Below are 21,816 nucleotides of genomic sequence, written 5' to 3'. Positions count from 1 at the left end.
TTCCAATGGGTTGCCCCACTTTGTCAAAAAACTGGCCCATGGAAGATGGCGCCAGATGATTTGTGCCGATCATCCCGCATGAACATCATCAAGCCCGTTAGATCGTCCGACGGCAGGATTGTGTTGATGCACAATGGTCTGAAAAGAAACCATTTTGCTGAATTCGCAAACGTTATTGCCGATGTATCAGGGTAATGCGACCTAGGGTCGGAACAAAGGTATGTTCACGAATTTTTAGGCAAGATCGTTCAATCCTTGGACGCACCCTAGGGAGGGGCCTGAATGCCTTATATCCGACAATTGGTGGAAACGCGGGATAGTGCGTTGTCCGAATTAGCGGCCATCGCGGCTGATATGTTTGACGTGCCCATTGCTTTGGTCAGCCTGCTGGACGGAAACCGACAGGTTTTTGTCGGCCGCTTCGGGCTGGATGCCGAAGGCACGCCGATCGAACAATCCTTTTGCCGCCACGCCGTGGCACAGGACAGCCCTCTGGTGGTCCATGACGCGGGCGAGGATGCGCGTTTCTGTTTCAACGGTTTGGTGACGGGGGAGCCGGGGATCCGGTTCTACGCCGGCGTGCCGCTGCGCGTCCGCGCTCGGCCGGAATTGGACGCCAAAGGGATTGGCGCCTTTTGCCTGATCGACACGCGCCCGCGTGAATTTACCGATGCCGATGTTGCACGCCTGTCCGGTCTGGCCCGCGGGGTCGAGGCGATCCTGCAATCCATGGTGTCCAGCATGGCCATGGCCGAGGACACATCGCGCATCAATCGCCTCTATGCCGATCAACAGCGCCTGCAACGCCAATTCCGTCAGGCCGAGCGCATGGCATCCATGGGGTCATGGCGGATGGATATTGGCCAACAGACCGTGACGTGGTCCGAAGGCGTCTATGACATTCACGATCAGCCGCCCGGCGAGGGATATCCGGTCGAAGATGCGCTGTCCTATTACCCGCCCGCCGACAGGGAACGTATCACCGCGATGATCGAGCGCGCGATCAACACTGGCGCTTCTTATGATCTGGAATTGGATTTCGTGTCGGCGCGGGGCGTGGCCAAGCGGGTGCGGGCGATTGGTGAACCGGAACTGGAAAATGGCCGCGTGGTCGGCCTGATCGGCGTGTTTCAGGACGTGTCCGAACGCCATGAACTGTTCGTCGAACTGGACCGCCGGGCCAATGTGGATGAAGTGACCCATGTGGCCAGCCGCCATCGTTTCGTCACCTATGTCGATGAATGCGTGGCCCAGGCCCAGTTGCGTGGCGAGCGCATGGCGCTGGTCCTGATTGATCTGGACAATTTCAAGGCGGTGAATGACACGTTCGGCCATGCGGCGAGCGATGATATCCTGCGCAAGGTCGCCACCGAATTGCGATCGCCATGGCTGGGCGATTGTCTGGCGGCGCGGCTGGGGGGCGATGAATTCGCGCTGGTTATCACCGATCAGGCAATGATTGCGCAATTGCCCCGGCTGGCGGAAAATCTGCTGCGGGTCTTGCGCTTTCCGCTGGGGCGGGGCGAGGATGGGGTGGTGGTGTCCGCCACCATCGGCGCGGTGGAATTGCAGGGGCAGGGCGATTGCCGCCACGACCTGTTGCAACGCGCCGACCGCGCGCTTTACAGCGCCAAGAACAGCGAGCGCGGAACCTGTGTTGTCGAATGGTCAGGCGCGGTAAAACGACAGGTCCTGCGTCTGGTGGGGTAAAGGTCAGCTGGTTGACCTTGCTTGAAATTCTGGCACTCTCATCCTCGGATCGGATGAGGAGTTAGGGATTTGCCCCAGATTTGGCGCCGTTCGTTTTGCGCGTTGATGGCTTTCGCGGGTGCGGCTTTTGGGGCCGGGGCCGCCCAAGCCGAATGCCAATATGGGCCGGTTGCCAAATTGCCCGTCACGATGCAGGGCGTGCGCGCCAGCGTCCCCGTCACCATCAAGGGCCAGAAGGCCGATATGTGGATCGATACGGGCGCCTTCTTCCACTTCATGTCGCGCGCCCGCGCCGCCCAGCTTGAACAACGCCTCGACCCGCCGCCTCAAGGCCTGCATGTCAGTGGCATCGGGGGCAGCGCCGATGTCATGGTCGCCCACATCGCCGATGTCGGGCTGGCCGGATACAAATTCCCGCGCATGGATTTTCTGGTCGGCGGCAGCGATGCGGGCAATGGCTTTCTGGGGGCCAATCTGTTCCAACCCTTTGACACCGAATTCGACCTTGCCCATGGCCAGATCAACCTGATGAGCGCCAAGGGTTGCGGCAAGGCCAATCTGGCCTATTGGGCGGGCGACCGCTTTTTGGGGATCAGCCCCTTGCTGGATGGCGGGTTTTCCATGCCCAGCCACATCTTTACCACCATCACCGTCAATGGCGTGAAAATGCGCGCGATGCTGGACACCGGGGCGCCGGGGACGGTGTTGTCGCGGGCGGCGGCGCAAAAGGCGGGCATTGACCTGACGGGGCCGGATGCCAAAGCGGATGGCGTTGCCCATGGCATCGGCATCAAGGGGCGCAACCGCTGGGTGGTGCGGCTCAAGACCTTTGATATTGGCGGCGAAACCATCGCGAACACGCCGATTTCGGTGATCGATCAGGATCTGGACAGCGAAGATGCCATCATCGGCATGGACTTTTTCCTTTCGCACCACCTGTTGGTGTCGCGCAGCCAGAGCCGGATTTACATCACCTATAATGGCGGCCCGATTTTTTCGACCAGCACCGAACATGCCTCGGGCAAGTTCAATACGGTCGAACAGAATATGGGCGGCGCGGCCAAGGTCGAAGCGCCAAAGGATGCCGCCGAACTGGCGCGGCGCGGTTCGGCGCGGCTGGCCCAGCGGGACTATGCCGGGGCGATCGAAGACCTGTCCGCCGCCATCGCGCAAAATCCCAACGAGGCTGATTACTGGCGCGACCGGGCGCTGGCCTATGCCGGCAACCACCAGCGAGACCTGTCGCGCAAGGATTGGGCGCAGGCGATGAAATTGCGGCCCGATGATCCCAAATTGATGGCGGTATGGGCGCGCGGGCTGATCGCGGATGAACCCAAGGAGGCGCTTGCCGTGGCCCAGCGCGCGGCGAAACTGGCGCCCAAGGGTGATCTGGACAATATGGTGCTGGCCACGACACTGTCCGATCTGGGGCAGGCGGCGCAGGGCGTTCCCTTGCTGGACGATATGATCGCGCTGCACCGTGAGGATCACATGCTTGGGCGTCTGTATAATGAGCGCTGCTGGCTGCGCGGGCTGGCCAATGTGGATGTGGACAAAGGGGCCAAGGATTGCGACGCCGCCATCCGCCGCGACGGCGAAACCCGCAATTTTGTCGGCAGCCGCGGCCTGATCCGTTTGCGGCAAAAGGATTATGCCGGGGCGCTGGGTGATTTTGACAAGGCGTTGGCGATGCGAAAAGGGGCGGCCGATGAGATCCTGCGCGGGCTGGCCCTGATCGGTATGAACCGGGGCGAACAAGGCCGAGCCGCGATTGCCAAGGCATCCAAGGACGCCCCGCATGAGGCCGCCATGCTGGCGGGATATGGATTAAAGGAGGGGGCGTGAGCCTGCATATTCGCACGCTGACCGGGGACGAAATCCGGGCGGCGATGGATGATCTGGCGGCTTTGCGCATCGCGGTCTTTGCCCACTGGCCCTATCTCTATGACGGTGATCGGGACTATGAGGCCGATTACCTGCGCGAATTCATGGCCGCGCCCGAAGCGGTTCTGGTGGCCGCGATGGATGGCGGGCGTATCGTGGGCGCCGCCACGGCCAGTCCGATGCAGGCGCAAAAGGCGGAATTTCGCGCGCCCTTTGCGGCGCGGGGCATGGACACGGACGCCTTGTTCTATTTCGGGGAAAGCGTGCTGTTGCCCCAATATCGTGGGCGCGGCCTAGGCCATGAATTCTTCAATCACCGCGAGGCGCAAGCTGTGGCCAGTGGTGCCAAGACGGCCTGTTTTGCCAGCGTGATGCGCCCCGCCGATCACCCTGCAAGGCCGGTGGATTATCGCCCTCTGGACGGGTTCTGGCGGGCGCGGGGTTATGCGCCGATCCCCGATCTGATCACCCATCTGGCGTGGAAAGAGCACGGCGGGGCGGAGGAAAGCATCAAGCCGCTGCAATATTGGCACAAGGTGCTGGTTTAGGCCCGCAATTGCATCCGGTCCTCGATCTGGCCCTGCATATCCTGCACCGGGTTTTGCGCGCGCTGGTCCAGCCATTCGCTCAGTTCTTTGGCCGCCATCGGCCGGGCGAGGTAGAAGCCCTGAAATTCATGGCACCCACGCGCATGAAGATAGGTCATCTGCTGGGCGCTCTCGATCCCTTCGGCGATGATCTTGTGGCCAAGGATCTTGGACACGGTGATGATCGCGGTCACCATGGATTCGGTCTTGCCATGATCGCCGATGCAATCGACCAATGATTTGTCGACCTTGAGCGCATCATAATTCAACCGTGCCATTTGCGAGAGGTTGGAATAACCGACCCCGAAATCATCAATCGAAATCGAAATGCCGACCTGACGCAGGGCATCGACCCTTTCGCGGGTGCGGTCAAAATCGGTCATGGCAATGCTCTCGGTGATTTCCAGTTCGAGCCATTGCGGCGGCAGGCCGAATTCATCGAGCATGGAAAGCACCGATTCGACAAAGCCGGGCCGTTCAAATTGCACCGGCGATACATTGACCGCCACGCGCAAGGGGCGCCCTTCATCCAGCCATTGCCGCGCCTGACGAATGGCGATGCGCAGGATCGAATGGCCCAGCGGCACCATCAACCCGCATTGTTCGGCAATACCGACAAAAATTTCGGGCGACACCCGGCCCACGCCCGGACATTCCCAACGCGCCAATGCCTCCACCCCGGTCACGGCCAGCGTGCCGGCGTCGAATTTTGGCTGATAATGCAATTCCAGTGTATCGCGTTCGATCGCATGGTGCAATTCGCGTTCGATCAGCGCACGTTCCTCGACCTTGCCTTTCAGTGCGCTGTCGAAGAAAGCGTGGGTGTCCTTGCCGCTTTCCTTGGCGCGATGCATGGCAATATCGGCATAGGCCAGCAACTGATCGGGCGTATCGGCATCTTCGGGTATGCGGGCGATACCCATGCTGGCGCCGATGAAAATTTCATGACCGAATATGGTGAAACTGTCGGCCAGAGCCGCGCGAATTTGCCGCGCCATCGCGTCCAGTTTGCCGGTGTCATGCCGTCCGGGCAGCATCAGCACGAATTCATCCGCGGCAAAACGCGCAAGAATCGGGCGCGTCGGGCACGTGTCGCACAATTCGCCAAAGGAATTGGTGCAGGTTTCCAGATCCTCCACCCCCAATTGCAAACCGCACACAATGATCCGCGCGGCCACCTGACGCAGCAATTCATCGCCCGCATCATGGCCCAGCGTGTCATTGATCCGCTTGAACCCGTCCAGATCGATGAAGATGATCGCCCCCGCACAATCCGCCTTTTGGGTGCGTTGGGCCAATGCCAGTACGTGGGTGATCACGGTGCGGTTGGGCAATCCGGTAATCGGGTCGGTATAGGCCAGTATATTCATACGGACCATATTGTGGTTGAGGCGTGCCACCATTTCACGAAAACTGTCGGCCAACTCGCCCACTTCACAGGGGCCTTTGGTGGTGACGGGGCGCGACATGTCGCCCTCGACAATCGCCATCGTGCTGTCGCGCAGAGACAGGATCTTGGCCGATAAAACGCGCCCCACCAGATAATTGGCCAGCACCGGCAGCAACAGCAAACCGCCAGCAGCCATCATGGTGCCGGGGCCAATTCCGGCCACGAACAGAGCCACGATAGGCAAGCCAAGCGAGACCAGCGCCACCAGCGCCAGCCGCCACGGTATGCTGTTCAGCCCACGGCTTCGACCGAGCAGTTTGTTGCTCCATGCCATCGATTGCATTTCCTTCCTCTGACCGATCATACGGGGTCGAGGTTTGCGCGATGGGCATGGTCTATCTGGGATATTTACGCATGTGATGTTGCGTATTGCGGCAAAATCCGCCCTGCGCTGGTCCGGGGCGCAGGGCGGACCGGATCAATCAATGGCAAAAGGCATGTTCTGGAAACAGACCGGGCGCAGAAACCGCGCCATGGCCAGCGTGCCGACCGAGGTTGTCCGCACATCCGACGTCGCCGGGAATGGCCCGCCATGCACCATCGCGCGCGACACTTCGACCCCGGTGGGCCATTCATTGGCGATCACCCGCCCGGCCTTTTCCGCCATCAACGGAACCAAGGCCTGCGCCAGCGGCCAGTCGCCTTCATCGCCGTGGAAACTGGCGGTCAATTGCCCTTCGAGCGATTGCAGAACCGTGGCGAAATCATCGGGCGAGGCGCAGCGCACCACCATGCCCGACACGCCGAACACTTCCTCGCGCAGGGCCGGATCGGTCAGGAAGGTTTGCGCATCCACCGCAAAGACCGCCGCGCCGCAGCGATTGTCGGGCGCGTCCTGACGCAACACGGTCGTAACGCCCGCATGGCCGTCCAGCACCGTGACGCCTTCGCGATAGGCGCGGCAGATGCCGGGGGACAGCATGACCTGCGGCGCCACCGTCTGCAAAGCCTGGGCGGCGGCGGACAGGAAGGCGTCGAGGTCCGGCCCCTTTACCGCCAGCAACAGGCCGGGGTTGGTGCAGAATTGGCCCGATCCCATCGAGAGCGAGGCGGCATAGGCCCGGCCCAGATCGGCCCCCCGCGCAGCCATCGCGGCGGGCAGGAGGAGGACTGGGTTGATGCTGCTCATTTCGGCATAGACCGGGATTGGTTCGGGGCGGGCCTGCGCCGCAGAAATCAGGGCAAGGCCGCCGGTGCGGCTGCCGGTAAAGCCCGCCGCCTTGATCACGGGATGGGTCACAAGCGCCGTGCCCAGAGCGCGATTGTTGCCGGGAAGGAAGGAAAAGATGCCCGCCGGGAAGCCGCTGTCGGCCACGGCATTGGTCACGGCGCGGGCGACATATTCGCCGGTGCCGGGATGGGCCGAATGGCCCTTGACCACCACCGGACAGCCCGCCGCCAGCGCCGAGGCCGTGTCGCCCCCGGCCACCGAAAAGGCCAGCGGGAAATTGGACGCGCCAAACACCGCCACCGGCCCCACCGCCCGGTTGATCCGCCGCAGCGAAGGGCGCGGGGGCACGCGGGCCGGATCGGCCGGTTCAAACACTTCATCCTGCCATCCAAAACCGCGCAATTCGGCGGCGAACAGGCGCAATTGGTTGACGGTGCGCATCCGCTCACCCTCCAGCCGGGGGCGGGGCAGGCCGGTTTCGCGCATCGCCGTTTCGATCAACCCATCGCCAAGGGCAAGGATTTCGCCCGCAATCGCTTCGAGCAGATCGGCACGCGCCGCCGCATCGCGGGCAAAGGCGGGCGCGGCGGCGCGGGCTGCGGCGCAGGCGGCATCGACATGGTCGGGCGTCGATACGCTGAAATCCGGGCCGAAAGCCTGACCACTGGCCGCATCGATGGCGGAAAAGCGGGTTTGGGTCTGATGGGCGGCGCCCGCGATCAAAATACTGCCGTCGATCATGTCTTGAATTCCTGTCACATGAAAATCCCCGCGTCCGGCGGGAGTGTTGGGAGTGCCGGACGCGGGGATGGGGTGATCCGCCTGAAAAGGGAGCTGCGACCCTTTAGAAGGTGAGTTTCGCCCCAAGGTTGAACTGGCGGCCGCTGTGGGTCAGCACGTTGAGGCGGTTGGTCGCATCGACAAACTGATCGTTGAGCGCGTCGGTCAGGTTGATCATTTCAAGGCTGAATTTCAGCTTTTCATTGGGCGCATAGGTGACCTGTGCATCCACGTTGATCGTGCGGTTGGTGCCGTTCCAGCTTTGCCCTTCGGTGCCGGGCACCGCGGTCAGATATTTCGAGCGATAGGCCACCGACCCGCGCACCGAGAACTTCTTGTCCTCATAATACAGCGTGCCATTGGCCGCATATTTCGACAGGCCGACCAGAGGCGCGATGACCGAGGTGCTGCCATTGGCGCTGGTTAGATATTCGATGTTCGAGGTGACATAGGTGAAGTTGCCCAGAACGCCGAAATTCTTGCCGATCCCGCGCAGGAAGCTGAAGGGCTGCTGCATGTTGATTTCAAAGCCGCGCAGCATGCCGCCCTTGGAATTGACCGGGGTGCTGGCGATGAACACATCGCTGGCCGATGCGGTCGTGCCGGTCAGCAGGGATGCGGGCAGACCCAGCGAGGAGAAAGGTACGGCGGTGCTGAGCGTTTGGGCAAAGCTGCCGATATCCTTCTGGAAATAGGCGACCGAATAGATCGCCCCGCGCGCCGGGTAATATTCGAGGCTGAGGTCCAGATTGGTCGATTCGGTCGGGCGCAGATCGGGGTTGCCCGCGCTGAACGTGCGGCTGCCGCCCGACACCGACAGGCTGCCCCCCGGCGTCAGCGAGGCGATGCCCGCACGTGCCAGCGTCTTGGCCGCGCCCGCACGGATCAGCAATTGCCGGCTGATGTCATAGACCAGATTGGCCGAGGGCAGCAGGCGGCTATAGCTGCGGCTGGCCATCACCAGATTGATGTTGGTGCCCTGGCTGGCATAGCCGGTCGAGAATTGCTTGGTGTTGACATAGCGCAGGCCAATGTCACCACGCAGCGGAATGCCCCGGTCGCCAAGGTTGAATTCATCCATGCCCCACACGCCAAGGTCGTCTTCACGCACGGTGATATAGGAACCGCGCGCGGTGGCATTTTCGATCCCGCCCACCGCATAGGTCGGGTTGCTGTAGATGCCATAGAGATTGGCAAAGGCGTTGAGATCAGGCACCACCCATGACGTGGGCGTACCCGCCGGAACGGCCAGCCCGCGCCCAAAGCCGCTGAACACCGTGGTGGCCGCCGCGATTTGTGCAGGCGTCAGCGTGTTGACCACGGTTTCACCCGAAAGGCGGCGCTGTTCGGTCGAGCCATAGGTGAAACGGCGCCAGTCGACACCGGCCTTGACCTTCAGAATGTCATTGGCCTTCCATTCCACCGCGCCCTTGGCCGTACCAAAGGCATTGTCGACGGTTTGGGGGCGAATGCGCACTTCGGACGTGCCGCTGTTGAACGAGAAATTGGCCGGATTGGTGATGTCTACGCCCGGGCGGATGGTGGGGAAACGGGTCGAGAAATCGTAGAAGAAATTGCCCGTATTGGCCGCGTCCAGCGTCACCGTGGTCTGGGTCGGGTTGGTGAAGGCGGATTTGGAATAGCCCACCAGACCTGTGAACTTCAGACGATCCGAAAAGGAATGTTCCAGATTGGCCGTCAGATTGTAGAACGTCGTGCGCAGCACGTCATAGCACGCCTGTGTGCGAAGATCGACATTGTCGAACGTGCCCGAAATCAGGTTGCCATTGCCATCGACCGTGCCGTTGCGAATGATCGTCTGGGGCTTGCCGGTGCCCGAACGGCTGAAGCTGATCGCCTGAAACTGGCTTTCAGCGCGGGTGCCGTCCAGATAGGAGAACAACCCGTCCAGCGTCAGCAGTGTGCGGTCGCCCGGACGCCATTGGATCGAGGCCGAAGCGCCAAGGCGCTTTTGATCGATGTCATAGCTGACCAGACCCGGAATGCGCGGGTGGAACATGTTGGCGCTGTTGATCTGGCCGATGGTATAACCCGGCACGGTCGAGGCCGCGTTGAACCCGCCGTTGAAACCGCCATAGGTCCAGCGCGTGATGTTCGCGCCTTCTTCCTTCAACCGGCGCGCTTCATAGGAGAAGCTCATCAACACGCCAAAGGTCTGATCATCATTGCTCTTGGTAACCAGAGCCGACAGGCGCGGCGTGGTCTTGCGCGCCAGATCATTATAGCTGGCCTGAGCCGAGAAGGTCACGGTGGGCTTTTTGAAATCGAAGGGGCGGGCGGTCTGCATATCGACCGTGGCGCCCAGCGAGCCTTCTTCAACGTCCGCGCTGGCGCTTTTGCGCACGGCCAGAGAGTTGAAGAGGTCGGAGGAAAAGATGTTGAAGTCAAAGCCGCGACCACGGTTGACGCCGCCCGAATTGTCGGTGCCGCCGGTGGTACCGATGGCCTCCATCCCGTTGATGCGCACGCGGGTGTAATCGGCGCCCAGGCCGCGCACCGAAACGTTGCGGCCTTCGCCATTCACGCGGTTGATGGCGACGCCGGGAATGCGTTGCAGCGATTCGGCAAGGTTCAGGTCGGGGAATTCGGCAATATCCTCGGCCTTGATGACATCGACGGCGGCGGCCGATGCCTTTTTGACGCCCAATGCGCTGTTCAGACTGGCGCGGAAACCGGTCACCACGATTTCGGCGGCGGCGGGTTCTTTGGCGATGGGCGCGGGCGCTTCCTGCGCCATGACGGCGGGAGCGGCAACAATCGCGCTGGTAACAAGCAGGGCGGCCTTCGCGCCGCGGCGGATGGAATGGGCCATCATTAATCCCCTCAATTTCCCATACCGGTCAGGTGCGCCGGATTGATGGCGGGGATAGACCGGCAATGGGGGCAAATGCCAATCCCAATCCGGCATCAATCATTGCCAATCGCGCACTGATGGCGGGGTGTTGGGCGGGTTTGTTTCCCATTGTGCCGAAATTTGGCTGGATCATCGCCAAAATCGGCTTGGACGATCCTTTGCACTATGCCTATCGTCGGATGGTCAAAAAAGACCATGCGGAGAGAATGAGATGCTTGCGCCGGGCGCCCAGACCCCCACACGTACCCGTTATCAGATCATCGCATTGATCTTTTTGGTCACCACGCTCAACTATGCCGACCGCGCCACCTTCTCCATCGCGGGCAGCGCGGCGGCCAAGGAACTGGCGCTGACACCGGTGGCGACGGGTTATGTGCTTTCCGCTTTTGCATGGGCCTATGCGCTGGCGCAGATTCCGGGCGGGGCCTTGCTGGACCGTTTCGGGACCAAGCGGATCTATACGATCGCGATTGCCTGCTGGTCGCTGTTGACCGCGGCGCAGGGGTTGGTGGGGATTGTGCCGGGCGTATCGGCTCTGGCGGCGCTGTTCACCTTGCGCTTTCTGGTGGGCCTTGCCGAAGCGCCCAGTTTTCCGGGCAATGCGCGGCTGGTTTCGGCATGGTTTCCCGGTTCCGAACGCGGCACCGCCTCGGCCATTTTCAACAGCGCGCAATATTTCTCGCTGGTCGCCTTTGCGCCGGTGATGGGGTGGATGGTGCATTCCTTTGGCTGGCGCTCGGTGTTCTGGATGATGGGCGTCGTCGGTGTTGTGGCGGCGGTGATCTTTGCCAAGATGATCCATGGGCCGGACCGGCATCCGGGGGTCAATGCGGCCGAACTTGACCTTATCCGCGCAGGCGGCGGCCAGATTTCGCTGGAAAGCAGCAGCGGGCAGGGCGTGGCCTTCAACTGGGCCAATATCAAGCCCTTGCTGGCCAATCGCATGATGATGGGCATCTATATCGGGCAGTACAGCATCAATGTGCTGACCTATTTCTTTGTCACATGGTTCCCGATCTATCTGGTCAAGGAACGCGGGCTTTCGATCACGCAGGCCGGTTTTGCCGCCGCTTTGCCCGCGATCTGCGGCTTTGGCGGGGGCTTGGTCGGGGGTGTGATCTCCGACCGCATTTTGAAGCGCAGCGGCGATCTGGACCGGGCGCGCAAAATGCCGCTGGTGCTGGGCATGGTGCTGGCCTCCAGCATTCTGGGCTGCGTCTGGCTGGACAGTCAGGCCGCCGTGATCGCGGTGATGGCGCTGGCCTTTTTTGGTAAGGGCGTGGCTTCGCTCGGCTGGGCGGTGATGGCGGATGTTGCGCGCAAAATGCCGCTGGTGCTGGGCATGGTGCTGGCCTCCAGCATTCTGGGCTGCGTCTGGCTGGACAGTCAGGCCGCCGTGATCGCGGTGATGGCGCTGGCCTTTTTTGGTAAGGGCGTGGCTTCGCTCGGCTGGGCGGTGATGGCGGATGTTGCGCCCAAAAAGCTGGCGGGTCTGTCGAGCGGCGTGTTCAACATGTTCGGCAATGCAGCGGGCATCGTCACGCCGATTGTGGTTGGCTATATCGTCGGGGCGACCGGTTCGTTTGATCTGGCGCTGTTGTTTGTGGCGGCGCATTGCGTGCTGACCATCGTGGCCTTTACGGTGATTGTCGGCCCGATCCGCCGGCTGGAGATTGCCGCATGATCCTGCATCGTCGGCAAATGCTGACCGGGGCCGTCGCGCTTGTCGCCAGCCCCGCGCTGGCCAAGGCCCCCGCGGCCCCCATTCGCATCACCAACCCGATGGTCGCCCCGCGCTGGGCCCGGTTACAGCGGCAATTGCTGTCGGCCCATACGCAGGCGTGCAAGGACTATTACGCAACCTATGTCGATGCGCAGGACCATCTGAAGGTCTTTGAACGATGGGGCGCCAATGACGGGCCGGACGATGCGGCCGAGGCGACCAATGATTGGGTGCTGCTGCATGCGCTGGGCGCCGATGACAGCCTGTTGACGCTGTCACAGCGGTTCTGGGAAGGGCATTTGCGCCAATATTCCGGCATCCAGACCCGCGATGTGCCGATTGCCCGCCAAGGCATGTATTACCGCGAATTCCCGGTCCAGATGGATTGGCAGCATAATTCCGAGGGGCTTTCGACGTTCAACATCATGGGCCTGTCGGCGCCGCGCGATCCGCGCGTGTTGATGCGCACCCGGCGGTTTGCCGATTTCTACACCGGCGCGGACAAAACCGTTGCCAATTACGACCCCAGGCATCGCGTCATCCGCTCGATCCTGAACGGCAGCCGGGGGCCGATGCTGCGCCGGGCGACGCCCTTGGACTGGGCGGGCGATCCGTTTGACGCCAGCCGGTTCCATCTGGAACATGGCGAGGACAGCTATGAGCAGTTCCTGCGCCATTACGATGAATATGATGATGTGGCCTGCGATACGCCGCTGAACCTGCAATCGACCACCTTGGGCCTGAACGCTTATGCTTTGGGGGCGGGGGAAAGGTTCCGCCGCTGGGTTCTGGATTACACCGATGCGTGGATGGACCGCGCGCGGGCCAATGGCGGCATATTCCCCAGCAAGGTCGGCCATGATGGCAAGGCGGCCCCCGATTGGTGGGGCGGCACCTATGGCTGGAATTTTGCGCCTCTGGTCCCGCAGACGGGCAAGCGAGAGGGGCGCAACCGGGTGCCCCGCGCGATCACGGCTTTCTTCAACGCGCTCTTGCTGACCGGGGACAGGGAATATTTCCATGTCTGGCGGCGGCTCAATGCGTTGATCAATGCGCAGGCGCGTATGGTCGATGGGCGGATGCAGACGCCCACCCTGTTCGGCCCGGATGGCTGGCATGGGTGGAAGGCGGGGCCATACCGACAGGGCGCGTTTGAAATCTGGTATGCCACGCAAGACCCGCAAGACCGCGCGGCGGCAGGCAGCGATCCTTGGATCAGCTTCCTTGAAGGGGCCAATCCATCCTACCCTGAAACGGCGCTGGAGGCTGATCTGGCGCGTCTGGCGCGGCGCGATGCGGCGCGGCGGGCGGATCATACCACGCCCGATACGCGGCTGGCCGATTGGACGCTGGATTTCAACCCGGCCAGCGCCAAGGCCTTGGTGCAACTGACCACGGGCGGGCTGCATATTGCGCGGCCCACTTGGAACGCCGACAGCCCGCCGCAGGGCGGCGTCACTTTGCATTGCCGGTTGCGTTATTTCGATCCGGCGCGGCGGCGGGCGGGGTTGCCGGCCGACGTGGCGGCGCTGGTCCATTCTCTGGGCGATACGGCGACGCAGGTGACATTGGTCAACACTGGGGACAAGCCCCGCCGTGTGATCGTGCAGGGCGGCGCCTATGGCGAGCATCGCATCGACAGCGTGAGTGTCGATGGCCGACAACATCGCGTTGGCGCGCGCCATTTCACGCTGGATCTGGCGCCGGGGGCCGGGGCGCGGCTGGAATTGGGCATGGCGCGTTATGCCAACCGGCCCAGCCTCAGCTTTCCGTGGGGGTGATCTAACCGATCACCTCGGCGCACAGGCGGCGCATGGGTTCAAGGGCGGGATTGGCATTGTCCCGCCGCCACGCCATGATCAGTTCGGCGGGAAATTCGGGCTGGGTCACCAATTGCCGGAACTGCACATCGTCCGGGTGCAGGCCCAGCGCCGATTGCGGCACCACCGCGGCGGCAAGTCCGGCCCGTACAAGGCCCAGCATCGAATGGATTTGCGTGACATGCTGGACGAATTGCGGGGACACCTGCGCCTCGTCAAACAGGCGGACCAGCATGTCGTGGAAATAGCCCGCCCCTTGGCGCGCATACATGATCAGCGGCTGGCCATCGAGATCGGCGGGCGTCAGGCTCGATTGCCCTTGCCGCGCATCGCCCGCAGGCAGCGCGACCAGCAAGGGTTCATGCAGGATCGAGAGCGTTTCAAATTCCGACCGCACCACCGGGGGCCGCACAAACCCAATGTCGATCAGGCCCGTCAGCAGCGCGTCGGTCTGATCCGTGCTGACCATTTCGCGCAGTTCGAGTTCGATATTGGGCAGGCTGGCGCGGGCCTGTGCGACGATTTGCGGGACCAGAGTATAGCCCGATACGGCGGTGAAACCGATGGCCACCTTGCCCGCGTCGCCCTTGGCCACGCGCCGCGCCGACAAGGACGCGCTTTCGGCCAGCCGCACGATCCGCCGCGCCTCGATCAGGAACACCCGCCCCGCCGGCGTCAGCGACACCGTCCGGCTGGTGCGTTCCAGCAGCGTCACATCCAGAATGCGTTCAAGCAACTGGATCTGACGGCTGAGGGGCGACTGCGTCATGTTGAGCCGCTGGGCCGCGCGGCCGAAGTGGAGTTCTTCGGCCGCCGCGACGAAGCAGCGAAGCTGGCTGAGTTCGAACATGGAACCCAGATAAAGCGTGTTGCGCATTTTCATAAGTGAAAATGCCGCGCGAGATTATGCGGTCAGCGGCAAAGCATAAGGCGCGACCTTTTCGATCAACGCGGCCAGCTCCGCTTCCTCACCGGGCAACAGGTCGGTCAGCGGGCTGCGCACCGGCCCCGCATCGCGCCCGATCACGCGGCACCCGGCCTTGACGATGGAGACTGCATAGCCGCGTCCACGATCGCGCAGGGTGATGTAGGGCAGCACGAAATCGCGCAATTGCTGTTGCACATGGGCGTGATTGCCGCCGCGCACAGCCTTGTAGAATTCCAGCGCCCATTGCGGCATGAAATTGAAAATGGCCGAAGAATAGGTCGTCACGCCCATGGTCAGATAAGGCGTGGCAAAGGTTTCCGCCGTCGGCAGCCCGCCAATATAGGTCAACCGGTCACCCATGCGGGCATAGATGCGGGCCATCAGTTCGATGTCGCCCACACCATCCTTGTAACCCACCAGATTGGGGTTGCGTTCGCACAGGCCCGCCAGCGTTTCATCATTCACGATGGCATTGCCGCGATTATAGACGATCACGCCAAGGCCCGTCGCACGGCAAACCGCCTCGATATGCGCGGCAAGACCTTCCTGTTTGCCCCCCATCAGATAGGGTGGCAGCAGCAGGATGCCATCGGCCCCGGCGGCCTCGGCCCGGCGGGCGATGTCGACAGCAATCGCCGTGCCATAGCCGCAGCCGGAAATCACCGGCACATCGGGTTTGCGTTCGGCAACGGCGGCGCGCACGACCTGCTCGACCTCGTCGGGCGTCAGCGAGAAGAATTCGCCCGTGCCGCCCGCCGCAAACAGGCCCGACAATTCATGTTCGAGCATCCATGCGCAGTGAGCGCGAAACGCGCCTTCGTCAAAGGCGCCCTGGGCGTCGAAATGGGTGACCGGAAAGGACAACAGGCCTTCGCCCAGCCGGTGCGCCATCGAGACGGGATCGAACATTGAAACCTCCTGAAAGATTGGTGGGCGCGTCGGGGCGCCGGTCATGACCCTGACTAGGGTTTCAGGGGGCATTGGTCCAAGCCAAAGGGGCGGTGGATTGATGCAGGATTTGGCTTGATGGCTCTGTCACGCGCATGTCGTATTCGCCCCCTATCCGCGTTGGGTTCAGGAGATGGCATGATGATCAAGGGTTTGAAGGCGGGCTTGCTGGCGGCGGCCATGGTGATGGCCATGGTGACATCAGGCGGGGCGCAGGCTGCGCCCGCGCGCGATGCTCTGGTGCGAGAGGGCATCGTGGTGATGATGCGCCATGGCGTTCGCCCGCCGACGAAAGACCCGGCCATGCCACGGGGCGTGGCGGCGCAGGAATGGCCCCGCTGGGATGTCGCGCCCGGCTATCTGACGGCGCATGGCGGCGCGGGGGTCGAGGTGCTGGGGCGCGATGATGCGCGATGGATGAAGCTGCGCGATTGCGGTGCAGTGCGGATTATCGCCGACAGTGACCAGCGCACCATCGCCACGGCCCGCCATTGGGCGCGGGCGGCGCTGCGTTGCACCCCCACCATCGATCATTTGCCCCAGGATCAGGAAGATCCGCGCTTCAACGCTTTGTCATCGGGCCTTGCGCGGCTTGATCCCGCCGCCGCTGATCGCGGCGTGGCTCAGGAGGTCGGGCCGGGCGGATTGGCGGCGATGGATGCGCGGTTGCGGCCGCTCTATGCCCGCATCGATGCGATCCTTTGCGGCGCGGCGCGGGGGGATTGCGGCGTGGGCGGCGTGCCCACTTCGCTGCGCGGCGCGAGCGAGACGGGCAAGCCCAAATTGTCGGGCGCGCTGGATCGGGCTTCGACGGCGGCGCAAATCCTGTTGCTGGAATATGCCGAGGGGAAGCCGATGGCTGAGGTCGGCTGGGGCCGGGCCAGCGAGGCGGATATCGCCGCCCTCTCCACGTTCCATGCCGAGGAATTTCGCCTTCTGGCCCGCCCGCGTGATATTGCGCTGCCCAATCTGGCCGGATTGCTGCCCGCCTTGCGCGAGGGGCTACGCAGGCGCGGCGTGACGCTGGTTTCGGGCCATGACACCAATGTCGCCAATCTGGCGGGGGCGCTGGGGCTCCATTGGCATGTGTCCGGTTTTGCGGCGGATGATCCGGCGCCGGGCGGGGCCATCGTTCTGGAAATCCTGCGCCGCCGTGATGGGGCGCGTTTTGTGCGCGCCACCTATCGCGCACAGGCGCTGGACCAGATCCGTCGCGGCGGGACCGGGGTGATCCGCCAGCCGATGCGGATCGAAGGCTGCGCCGCGCTTTGCCCGCTGCCGCGTGTAGAGGCGCTGCTGACGCGCTGATAATCTGCGCAATTTGGCGGTTTGCCGCCGTGCCCCTTGGCTGTCAGATTTCCCTCCATTCTGACGGCCATGGGGGAGCCTTGCGTGAAACTGGTAAAAGCCTTGGTGCTGGCCTTTGGCCTGATGGCGGCGCCCGCTCTGGCCGATGATGCACCCGCGGAAGGTTACGCCCATTACATGGCGGGCGACCGCAGCCTGCCCACACCGGGCAAGCGTCAGCCGGGCCTGTTGCTGTCGGGCGGGGGCGATTGGGATGTGAATGCGTTCCGCTGGTTCGTCGAACGCGCCGGGCATGGGCATATTGTCGTTCTGCGCGCATCGCAGGGGGGGCAAGCGGGCGAGGCATTTATGAAGGAGATCGGCGGGGTCACTTCGGTCGAAACCTTCGTCTTTTCATCGCGCAAGGCGGCCTATGACCCGCGCATCCTGTCGGCTCTGGAAAAGGCGGATGGAGTGTTTATCGCGGGCGGCGACCAATCGCGCTATATCCGTTTTTGGCAGGCGACGCCGCTATCGCGCCTGATCGACCGATTGGCGCGGGACCGTCCGATTGGCGGGACCAGCGCCGGTCTGGCCATCATGGGGTGGTGGGGTTACGGCGCGTTCGGCGATGATGGCATCACGTCACCAGAGGCGCTGGACAATCCGATGGGGCCGGGGGTGACGGTGGTGGACCGGTTTTTGCACCTGCCCCGGATGCGGCGGATTTTTACCGACAGCCATTTCATGATCCGGGAGCGCATGGGGCGGTTGATCGCCTTCCTTGCCAATGTCCGGGCGCGGGGGGCAAAGGATGTGGTTGGGCTGGGCATGGACGAGCGTGCCTCGCTGGTGGTGGACGGGGCGGGGCATGCGCGATTGATGGCACCCAAGGGCACCTATGGCTGGCTGGTGCAACCGGCGGGCCTCGCGCAAAAGGCGGTGCTGGGGGAAAAGCTGGATTATGCCGGGGTCAAGATCACCGGCATCGGGGCCGAGAGCCGGTTTGACCTCAATACGTTGCAGGTGGCGCGTCCGGCCTTTTCCGGCGTGGCGCAGGTGCGCGGCGGGGTGCTGACCGGGGTTCCCGCTCCCTTGCCGTAAAACGGGCGCGATGTCATAGGCGGGCGATGAAAACGGAGAGAATGCCATGAGCGTCGCCTTTCGTCGTGACGGCGACGAGGAACATCTCGAACCCAAATTCGAGCTGCCGATTCCGCCTGGACCCAATCTGGTGACGGCGCGGGGCAAGGCGATGATTGATGAAAAATGCGCCGAATATGAGGCCGCCATTGCGGCGGGGGGCGATGAGGAGGAAATCAAATCCGCCCGCCGCCATCTGCGCTATTGGCGCACGCGAGCGGCAACGGCTCAGGAAATGCCCGCGCCCGATGGTTCCTGCGTCGCCTTTGGCGCGACGGTTCGGTTCCGGTTAAAGGGCAAGGAGCGCACCATCACCATCGTGGGCGATGACGAGGCCGATCCGGCGGCGGGCCTGCTGTCCTTTTCCGCGCCTTTGTCCCGCGCCATGATGGAGGCCGAGCCGGGCGAATGCGTCGATTTTGGCGGCGTGGCCGAAGCGATTGAGATCATGGCCATTGAGATTTGCTGAACTGCGACGTTTGTCGGTTGGCAATTGCGCGCTTTAGACGTTAACCCATGCGCGAATTCAGTTGGGAGAAGTTGATGTCTGGCCCGTCAAAAGCCGCCGTCTGGCCGTGGATCGCGGCAGGTTTGCTGGGGCTGGGCGCCCTGGCCAAGGTGGCGGTCGATCATGGTGAGCCGATCAATGCGCTCTGGCTGGTGGTGGCCTCGCTGGGCTGTTTCTTTGCCTCCTATCGGTTTTATGCGCGGTTTATCGGCGCGCGGGTGATGGGGCTGGACGCGGCGCGACCCACGCCTGCGCATACGATGGCCGACGGGCTGGATTATGTGGCGACCGATCGCAACGTATTGTTCGGACACCATTTCGCCGCGATTGCGGGCGCGGGGCCTTTGGTGGGGCCAGTGCTGGCGGCGCAGATGGGCTATCTGCCCGGATCGTTGTGGATCATCTTTGGCGTGGTGCTGGCCGGCGCGGTTCAGGATTTTCTGATCCTGTGCCTGTCGATGCGTCGGGGCGGCAAATCGCTGGGCGAAATCATCCGCATGGAAATGGGCGAGGTGGCGGGCGGCATCGCTTTGCTGGGCACGTTCATGATCATGGTGATCATTCTGGCGGTGCTGGCGCTGATCGTAGTCAAGGCTTTGGCGGAAAGTCCGTGGGGCATGTTCACCGTGGCGGCGACGGTGCCTTTGGCGCTGGCGATGGGTGTCTATTCGCGCTGGATCCGGCCGGGCCGCGTGGGCGAGGTGTCCTTGCTGGGGCTGGTGGGCCTGCTGGCCGCGCTGGCCTTTGGTCAGGATGTGGCGCAGTCCGCGTTTTGGGGGCCTTTGTTCACCTATACGCCGATCCAGATTTGCTGGATCCTGATCGTTTACGGGGCGATTGCTTCGCTGCTGCCGGTGTGGTTGCTGCTGGCGCCGCGTGACTATCTTTCGACCTTCCTCAAGATCGGGACGATCATCGCGTTGGCCATTGGCATTCTGATCATGGCCCCCGCGTTGAAGATGCCTGCCTTGACGCAATTCGTGAATGGCGGCGGGCCGGTGTGGTCGGGCGGCTTGTTCCCGTTCCTGTTTATCACCATCGCCTGCGGCGCGGTCTCGGGTTTCCACGCGCTGATTTCCAGCGGCACTACGCCCAAGCTGATCTCATCCGAGGCTGACGCCCCCTTTATCGGTTATGGTGCGATGCTGGCCGAGGCGTTTGTGGCGATCATGGCGCTGGTGGGCGCGTCCATCATCGAACCGGGCATCTATTTCACCATGAACAGCCCCGCCGCTCTGATCGGCACGACGCCGCAAAGCGCGTCGGCGGCGGTCACGGCGATGGGCTTTGCCATCACGCCCGATGCCATCATGCAATTGACCAAGGATATTGGCGAACACACGATCCTGTCACGCGCAGGCGGCGCGCCGACTCTGGCCGTGGCCATGGCCGAGATTTTCAGCCATGTCGTGGGCGGCGCGGCGATGAAGGCCTTTTGGTATCATTTCGCCATTCTGTTCGAGGCGCTTTTCATCCTGACCGCGGTGGATGCCGGGACGCGGGCGGGGCGGTTCATGGTGCAGGACTTGCTGGCCCGCGCGGTGCCGCCGTTTGGCCGGATGAACGGCACGGTGCAGGGCCTGATCGGCACCGGGATCTGCGTCGCGGCATGGGGCTTTTTCCTGCATCAGGGCGTCACCGATCCGCTGGGCGGGGTGAATACGCTGTGGCCGGTGTTCGGCATTTCCAATCAGATGCTGGCGGCAACGGCGCTGATGCTGGCCACCGCCGTATTGTTCCGCATGAAGCAGGAGCGGTACGCATGGGTTTCAGCCGTGCCGACCGTGTGGCTGCTGATCTGCACTTTGTCGGCCGGGTGGCTCAAACTGTTTTCGGATGATCCCAAGGTGGGCTTTCTGGCCCATGCGGCCAAATATGCCGATGCGGCGGGGGCGGGCAAGGTTCTGGCCCCGGCCAAGGATATGGCCCAGATGGAGCGGATCATCTTTAACGACCGCGTCGATGCGGTGCTGTGCGGGTTCTTTATGATCGTCGTGCTGTCCATTCTGGTGGCGGCGGTGCGGACCTGCCTTGGCGCGCTGCGTTCGCCGGTGCCCACTGTGGCCGAGATGGCGGCGTGATGGGGTTCCTGCGCCGGTTGATGGGGGCCTTTGTGGGGATGCCGGACTATGACGCCTATGTGGCGCATATCCGCGCGCACCACCCCGATCGCGAAGTGATGGACCGCAAGACCTTCTTCCGCAACCGACAGGAAGCCCGCTATGGCAAGGGCGGCGGCGGCAAGTGCTGTTGAAGCAGGATTAAACCTGTTCTTCGCAGAGTTTGCAAAGGGCGTGGATCGTGCCTTGAACGATCCGGTCCTTAAGGCTGTACCAGCGGATTTGGGCATCGATGCGCACGTTGACGATGTCCTCTGCGCGCAGCAGCGCCAGATGTTGCGACACGCCCGATTGCGACAGGCCGGTCATCGCGACCAGCTCATTCACGCTGACCTCGCCCTCATCCATGCGGCACAGCATCAGAAGGCGCTCAGGATGGCTCATGACCTTGAGGCGAGCGGCCATCATGGATGCATTGGCTTTAAGTTCGGCGAGATCCTTGGGTTTCATACTTAACAAGCTTGCCGCTTTTCGTTCTCATTTGCAAGAGGCGCGAGCTTAAAAGTTGAATGGATTTCCCGTTACATGCGTTCAATAAAGTATTATTGAACAGTGATTTACGTGCCGCCTGACAAAAGGGTAAGTGAATCGGCAATGTTTGACAATCGATTTTGCGCGACAGAGTAATAGACCAGTTTTGCCTCGCGCCTTGCCTGAACCAATCCCACTTTGCGCATCAATGCCAGTTGCTGGCTGATTACGGACAGGCTGTGGCCGGTATCACTCGCCATTTCGCCCACGGAAATGGGGCCACGGGCCATGAGCGTCAGCAATTTGTACCGCAGGGGATGTCCCAACACGCGCATCGTTTCGATCAGGTCGGCGGACGGCTGTGTCATGGTCTGGCTTTGATCCGCATATCCAGCGCGCCGGTTGCAATCG

Annotated in this window: 17 protein-coding genes; 10 read left to right on the top strand and 7 right to left on the bottom strand. The window is 62.6% G+C overall.

Features of this window, described 5'->3' with window-relative positions; all coding sequences use genetic code 11:
- Positions 1-282: 282 nt before the first annotated feature.
- From AC2S2E_RS01340 to AC2S2E_RS01330, 3 genes are all read left to right on the top strand, one after another.
- Positions 283-1,710 carry a diguanylate cyclase domain-containing protein gene (locus tag AC2S2E_RS01340; RefSeq protein ID WP_486523463.1) on the top strand — a complete coding sequence of 476 codons (1,428 nt, stop codon included), beginning with the start codon at positions 283-285 and terminating at the stop codon, positions 1,708-1,710.
- A 105-nt stretch (positions 1,711-1,815) separates the two neighbouring features.
- Positions 1,816-3,555 carry an aspartyl protease family protein gene (locus AC2S2E_RS01335; RefSeq protein ID WP_486523462.1) on the top strand — a complete coding sequence of 580 codons (1,740 nt, stop codon included), beginning with the start codon at positions 1,816-1,818 and terminating at the stop codon, positions 3,553-3,555.
- The gene (locus AC2S2E_RS01330) at positions 3,552-4,142 is read left to right on the top strand and encodes a GNAT family N-acetyltransferase (RefSeq protein ID WP_486523461.1); all 591 of its coding nucleotides are present in this window, start codon (positions 3,552-3,554) and stop codon (positions 4,140-4,142) included. Before AC2S2E_RS01335 ends, AC2S2E_RS01330 begins: the two co-directional genes overlap by 4 nt.
- Here the strand turns inward: AC2S2E_RS01330 and AC2S2E_RS01325 are convergent.
- The 3 genes from AC2S2E_RS01325 to AC2S2E_RS01315 all read right to left on the bottom strand — a co-directional run bounded on the left by AC2S2E_RS01325 (position 4,139) and on the right by AC2S2E_RS01315 (position 10,418).
- Positions 4,139-5,905, bottom strand: coding sequence for a bifunctional diguanylate cyclase/phosphodiesterase (locus tag AC2S2E_RS01325; protein WP_486523460.1), 1,767 nt, complete (start codon positions 5,903-5,905; stop codon positions 4,139-4,141). The genes AC2S2E_RS01330 and AC2S2E_RS01325 overlap by 4 nt on opposite strands.
- Before the next feature lie 144 nt (positions 5,906-6,049).
- On the bottom strand, positions 6,050-7,543 hold the full coding sequence (locus AC2S2E_RS01320; RefSeq protein ID WP_486523458.1) for an aldehyde dehydrogenase (NADP(+)): 1,494 nt from the start codon (positions 7,541-7,543) through the stop codon (positions 6,050-6,052).
- Positions 7,544-7,646: 103 nt separating this feature from the next.
- Complete coding sequence (locus AC2S2E_RS01315; RefSeq protein WP_486523457.1) at positions 7,647-10,418, bottom strand: TonB-dependent receptor; 2,772 nt, start codon at positions 10,416-10,418, stop codon at positions 7,647-7,649.
- 250 nt (positions 10,419-10,668) lie between these two features.
- Here AC2S2E_RS01315 and AC2S2E_RS01310 point away from each other — a divergent pair, with 250 nt between their 5' ends.
- Together AC2S2E_RS01310 and AC2S2E_RS01305 are read left to right on the top strand one after the other, a co-directional pair.
- The gene (locus AC2S2E_RS01310) at positions 10,669-12,141 is read left to right on the top strand and encodes an MFS transporter (RefSeq protein ID WP_486523456.1); all 1,473 of its coding nucleotides are present in this window, start codon (positions 10,669-10,671) and stop codon (positions 12,139-12,141) included.
- Positions 12,138-13,961, top strand: a complete 1,824-nt coding sequence (locus tag AC2S2E_RS01305) for a DUF8034 domain-containing protein (protein WP_486523455.1) — start codon at positions 12,138-12,140, stop codon at positions 13,959-13,961. Before AC2S2E_RS01310 ends, AC2S2E_RS01305 begins: the two co-directional genes overlap by 4 nt.
- Before the next feature lies 1 nt (position 13,962).
- Here the strand turns inward: AC2S2E_RS01305 and AC2S2E_RS01300 are convergent, their stop codons facing one another.
- Both AC2S2E_RS01300 and kdgD read right to left on the bottom strand, forming a co-directional pair.
- Positions 13,963-14,883 (bottom strand): LysR substrate-binding domain-containing protein, encoded by a 921-nt coding sequence (locus AC2S2E_RS01300; RefSeq protein ID WP_486523454.1) that lies wholly within the window; start codon positions 14,881-14,883, stop codon positions 13,963-13,965.
- Between the two features lie 21 nt (positions 14,884-14,904).
- Positions 14,905-15,837, bottom strand: coding sequence for a 5-dehydro-4-deoxyglucarate dehydratase (gene kdgD, locus AC2S2E_RS01295; protein ID WP_476104344.1), 933 nt, complete (start codon positions 15,835-15,837; stop codon positions 14,905-14,907).
- A 177-nt stretch (positions 15,838-16,014) separates the two neighbouring features.
- On the opposite strand from kdgD, the gene AC2S2E_RS01290 reads away from it, so the two are divergent.
- The 5 genes from AC2S2E_RS01290 to AC2S2E_RS01270 all read left to right on the top strand — a co-directional run bounded on the left by AC2S2E_RS01290 (position 16,015) and on the right by AC2S2E_RS01270 (position 21,068).
- Positions 16,015-17,184 (top strand): histidine-type phosphatase, encoded by a 1,170-nt coding sequence (locus AC2S2E_RS01290; RefSeq protein WP_486523453.1) that lies wholly within the window; start codon positions 16,015-16,017, stop codon positions 17,182-17,184.
- Between the two features lie 84 nt (positions 17,185-17,268).
- The gene (locus AC2S2E_RS01285; RefSeq protein WP_486523452.1) at positions 17,269-18,267 is read left to right on the top strand and encodes a cyanophycinase; all 999 of its coding nucleotides are present in this window, start codon (positions 17,269-17,271) and stop codon (positions 18,265-18,267) included.
- 46 nt (positions 18,268-18,313) lie between these two features.
- On the top strand, positions 18,314-18,775 hold the full coding sequence (locus AC2S2E_RS01280; RefSeq protein WP_476104341.1) for a GreA/GreB family elongation factor: 462 nt from the start codon (positions 18,314-18,316) through the stop codon (positions 18,773-18,775).
- Between the two features lie 74 nt (positions 18,776-18,849).
- Positions 18,850-20,895 (top strand): carbon starvation CstA family protein, encoded by a 2,046-nt coding sequence (locus tag AC2S2E_RS01275; protein WP_486524656.1) that lies wholly within the window; start codon positions 18,850-18,852, stop codon positions 20,893-20,895.
- Positions 20,895-21,068, top strand: a complete 174-nt coding sequence (locus AC2S2E_RS01270; protein ID WP_486523450.1) for a YbdD/YjiX family protein — start codon at positions 20,895-20,897, stop codon at positions 21,066-21,068. Before AC2S2E_RS01275 ends, AC2S2E_RS01270 begins: the two co-directional genes overlap by 1 nt.
- A 7-nt stretch (positions 21,069-21,075) precedes the next feature.
- On the opposite strand, the gene AC2S2E_RS01265 is transcribed toward AC2S2E_RS01270, so the two are convergent.
- Both AC2S2E_RS01265 and AC2S2E_RS01260 read right to left on the bottom strand, forming a co-directional pair.
- Positions 21,076-21,384 (bottom strand): ArsR/SmtB family transcription factor, encoded by a 309-nt coding sequence (locus AC2S2E_RS01265; protein WP_486523449.1) that lies wholly within the window; start codon positions 21,382-21,384, stop codon positions 21,076-21,078.
- A gap of 107 nt (positions 21,385-21,491) precedes the next feature.
- The gene (locus AC2S2E_RS01260; RefSeq protein WP_486523448.1) at positions 21,492-21,773 is read right to left on the bottom strand and encodes an ArsR/SmtB family transcription factor; all 282 of its coding nucleotides are present in this window, start codon (positions 21,771-21,773) and stop codon (positions 21,492-21,494) included.
- Between the last annotated feature and the right edge of the window lie 43 nt (positions 21,774-21,816).

This window comes from Novosphingobium sp. 550D (genome assembly GCF_057401885.1).
Note: the sequence above shows the minus strand (reverse complement) of the source record. Positions and strands in the feature narration are given on the sequence as shown.